This is a genomic window from Ramlibacter sp., assembly GCF_028292805.1.
Lineage (GTDB): Bacteria > Pseudomonadota > Gammaproteobacteria > Burkholderiales > Burkholderiaceae_C > Ramlibacter.
Window position 1 is genome coordinate 1 of the sequence record NZ_JAQGLS010000267.1, and the last position, 4137, is coordinate 4137.

General features: G+C 69.3%; 3 protein-coding genes. 2 read left to right on the forward strand and 1 reads right to left on the reverse strand.

Annotation, left to right across the window (positions count from 1 at the left end; genetic code table 11):
• The coding region (uvrA, locus tag JWP65_RS16375) for an excinuclease ABC subunit UvrA (protein ID WP_299765628.1) at positions 1-2174 on the reverse strand (2174 nt) is incomplete at its 3' end.
• Positions 2175-2347: 173 nt separating this feature from the next.
• On the opposite strand from uvrA, the gene JWP65_RS16380 reads away from it, so the two are divergent.
• Together JWP65_RS16380 and ssb are read left to right on the forward strand one after the other, a co-directional pair.
• Positions 2348-3553, forward strand: coding sequence for an MFS transporter (locus tag JWP65_RS16380; protein WP_299765632.1), 1206 nt, complete (start codon positions 2348-2350; stop codon positions 3551-3553).
• A 22-nt stretch (positions 3554-3575) separates the two neighbouring features.
• Positions 3576-4106, forward strand: coding sequence for a single-stranded DNA-binding protein (ssb, locus tag JWP65_RS16385; protein WP_299765630.1), 531 nt, complete (start codon positions 3576-3578; stop codon positions 4104-4106).
• Positions 4107-4137: the final 31 nt, after the last annotated feature.

The window sequence follows — 4137 nt, forward strand, 5'->3', positions numbered from 1 at the left end:
TTGCTGCGCGGCGTGCGGCCGATCGGCGACTGGTCGACGTTGATCACCTTGTCGAAATGCTCGATGCCCTCGATCGCCTCGTGCGGCGCCGGCTCCTCGTGGGCCCGGTACAGCTCGCGCGCCACGGCGGTGTAGAGCGTGTCGTTGACCAGCGTGGACTTGCCCGAGCCGGAGACGCCGGTGACGCAGGTGAACAGGCCGACCGGAATTTCCACGGTGACGTTTTTCAGGTTGTTGCCGCTGGCGCCGGCGATGCGGATCACCTGCGGCACCGGCTGCTCGCCCAGCCGGTGCCTCTTCTCGGGCACCGGGATGCGCAGGCTGCCGGACATGTAGCGGCCGGTGAGCGAGGCGGGATTGGCCAGCACCTGCGTCGGCGTGCCCTGCGCCACCACCTTGCCGCCGTGGATGCCGGCGCCCGGGCCCATGTCGACCACGTAGTCGGCGGCGCGGATCATGTCTTCGTCGTGCTCCACCACGAGAACCGAGTTGCCGAGGTCGCGCAGGTGCTGCAAGGTGGCGATCAGGCGGTCGTTGTCGCGCTGGTGCAGGCCGATGCTGGGCTCGTCCAGCACGTACATCACGCCGGTCAGGCCCGAGCCGATCTGCGACGCCAGCCGGATGCGCTGCGCCTCGCCGCCCGACAGCGTCTCGGCGCTGCGGTCCAGGCTCAGGTAGTTCAGGCCGACATCGTTGAGGAACTTCAGCCGCGCGCCGATCTCGCGCACCACCTTGTCGGCGATCTCGCCCTTGGCGCCCGGCAGGTGCAGCTGCATGAAATAGGCATGGCTCTCGCGCAGCGTCATGTGGCCGATCTCGTAGATCGCCCGCGCATGCTCGCCTTCGCCCAGCCGCACGTGCCGCGCCTCAGTGCGCAGCCGCGTGCCGTCGCAGGTGGGGCAGGGCTGCATGCTGCGGTAGCGCGCCAGTTCCTCGCGCACGTTGGAGGAATCGGTTTCGCGGTAGCGCCGCTCCATGTTCGGCAGGATGCCTTCGAAGGCGTGCTTCTTGCTGACCTTGCGGCCGGACGAGGAGCCCGACTCCAGCGTGTACGAAAAGCGGATCTCCTCTTCGCCGGAGCCGTGCAGGATGGCCTTGCGCACGTGCGGCAGCAGGTCCTGGAACGGCGACTCGACGTCGAAGCGGTAGTGCTTCGCCAGGCTTTCGATCAGGCTGAAGTAATAGGCGTTGCGCCGGTCCCAGCCTTTGATGGCGCCGCTGGCCAGCGACAGCTCGGGGAAGGCGACCACCCGCGTCGGGTCGAAGAACTCCATCGTGCCCAGGCCGTCGCAGCCGGGGCAGGCGCCGACCGGCGAGTTGAACGAAAAAAGGCGCGGCTCCAGCTCGCTGATCGAGTAGTGGCAGACCGGGCAGGCGAACTTGGCGTTGAACAGGTGTTCGCGGCCGGTTTCCATCTCCAGCGCGATGGCGCGGCCGTCGGCCAGCCGCAGCGCGGCCTCGAAGCTCTCGGCCAGCCGTTGCTGCACCTCGGCCTTGACCTTGATCCGGTCCAGCACGACGTCGATGTCGTGCTTTTCGGTCTTCTTCAGCTTGGGCAGGTTGTCGTACTCGAACACCTCGCCGGCGACCCGGAAACGCACGTAGCCCTGGCCCTGCATCTCGGCGAACAGCTCGACGAACTCGCCCTTCTTTTCCCGCGCCACCGGCGCCAGGATCATCAGCCGGGTGTCTTCCGGCAGCGCCAGCACGGTGTCGACCATCTGCGAGACGGTCTGGGCCTGCAGCGGGATGCCGTGGTTGGGGCAGAACGGCGTGCCGGCGCGGGCGAACAGCAGCCGCAGGTAGTCGTGGATTTCGGTGACGGTGCCGACGGTGGAGCGCGGGTTGTGGCTGGTGGCTTTCTGCTCGATCGAGATCGCCGGCGACAGGCCTTCGATCACGTCGACGTCGGGCTTGTCCATCAGCTGCAGGAACTGCCGCGCATAGGTGGACAGGCTCTCCACGTAGCGCCGCTGCCCTTCGGCATAGAGGGTGTCGAACGCCAGCGACGACTTGCCCGAGCCGGACAGGCCGGTGATCACCACCAGCTTGTAGCGCGGCAGGTCCAGGTCGATGTTCTTGAGGTTGTGCGTGCGGGCGCCGCGGATGCTGATCCGCTGGCCAAGATAGGCGCCGTCGTCGCTTGCGGGCCGGGCTTCGGAGCTGGGGTTCAAGATAGGGGGAGGGCGCGCCAGGGGAAACCGGACATTATGGACGGCGGGCGCCGCCGCCGCGAGGGGCGGGCGCCGGATGCCGGAGAATGCAGGGTTTGCCGGCTCTGCCCGGCGTGCTTTTTCAGCCTCCAAACTTGACCGCCGTCGTCCTCCCTCCCGCCCTCGCCAGCCGCATGACGCCGCTGGAACGCCGCGCCAGCGCCTCGCTGGCCGCCATCTTCGCGGCCCGCATGCTGGGATTGTTCCTGGTGCTGCCGGTGTTCGCCCTGGAGGCATCCCGTTACCCCGGCGGCAGCGACCCGGCGCTGGTCGGCCTGGCCATGGGCATCTATGGCCTGACGCAAGGCCTGCTGCAGATCCCGTTTGGCATCGCCTCGGACCGGTTCGGGCGCAAGAAGGTGATCGTGCTGGGCCTGCTGGTGTTCGCCGCCGGCAGCTTCATGGCCGCCGCCGCGCCCACGCTGGGCTGGCTGCTGGCGGGCCGGGCGCTGCAGGGCGCCGGCGCCGTCTCGGCCGCTGTCACCGCGCTGCTGGCCGACCAGACCCGCGACGTGGTGCGCACCAAGGCCATGGCCATGGTGGGCGCCAGCATCGGGCTGATGTTCGCGCTGTCGCTGGTGGCGGCGCCTTTGCTGAACGCGCGCATCGGACTGGGCGGGCTGTTCGGGGTCACCGGCGCGCTGGCGCTGGCCTGCATCGCAGTGGTGCTGTGGTGGACGCCGCCGGCGCCGCTGCAGCACGCCAATGCGGCGCGCGGGCGGCTGGCCGACGTGCTGAGCCACGGGCCGCTGTTGCGGCTGGACGTCGGGGTGTTCATCCTGCACGCCGTGCAGTTGGCCATGTGGGTGGCCGTGCCGGCGCTGCTGGTGCAGGCCGGGCTGGCGCAGGACCGCCACTGGACCGTCTACCTGCCGGCGGTGCTGGGCTCGTTTCTGGCAGTGGGCGCCGTGTTCCCGCTGGAGCGCCGCGGTCACCTGCGGGCAGTGTTCCTGGGCTCGATCGCGCTGCTGCTGGCGGTGCAGGTGGGATTGCTGGCCACCTCCTGGCAGCCGGGGCTGGCCGCCCTGGCGGTGCTGCTGTTCCTGTTCTTTTGCGGCTTCAACATCCTGGAAGCGACCCAGCCCAGCCTGGCGTCGCGAGTGGCACCGCCGCAGGCTCGGGGCGCCGCCTTGGGTGTGTACAACACCCTGCAATCGCTGGGATTTTTTGCCGGCGGCGCGGTCGGCGGCTGGCTGGCCAAGAACGTTGGACTGGCGGGGCTGTTCGGCTGCTGCGCGGCGCTGATGCTGGTGTGGCTGGTGGTGGCCTGGCCGATGCGGGCCCCGCTGCCGCGCCAGAGCCCCGAGCAAGTCTTGGCCGACGACGCCCAGGCGACATAATCCTGGCCAACTGGAGAAACCTATGGCATCCGTCAACAAAGTCATCATCGTGGGCAACCTGGGGCGTGACCCGGAAATGCGCACCTTTCCCAGTGGCGACCGCGTGGCGAACGTCACCATCGCCACCACGGACCGCTGGAAGGACAAGACCACCAACGAGATGAAGGAAGCCACCGAGTGGCACCGGGTGGTGTTCAACGGCAGGCTGGCCGAGATCGCCGGCGAGTACCTGCGCAAGGGCTCGCAGGTGTACCTGGAAGGAACCCTGCGCACCCGCAAGTGGACCGACAAGGACGGCGTGGAGAAGTACACCACCGAAATCCGCGCCGACCAGATGCAGATGCTGGGCAAGCGCGAGGGCATGGGCGGCCAGGGCGGCGGCGGCATGGACGACGACGGTGGCGGCAGCAGCTACGGTGGCGGTGGCGGTGGCGGTGGCGGTGGTGGCTATGACGCCCCGCGCCGTCCGGCCCCCGCTCCGCGCGCACCGGCGCCGACATCGACCCATCGGCCGCCAATCCATCACGCGAGTCGCGCGGGGCGGCCCACGTAGCGTGACGCCCTCGCGGCATGCTGGCACCACG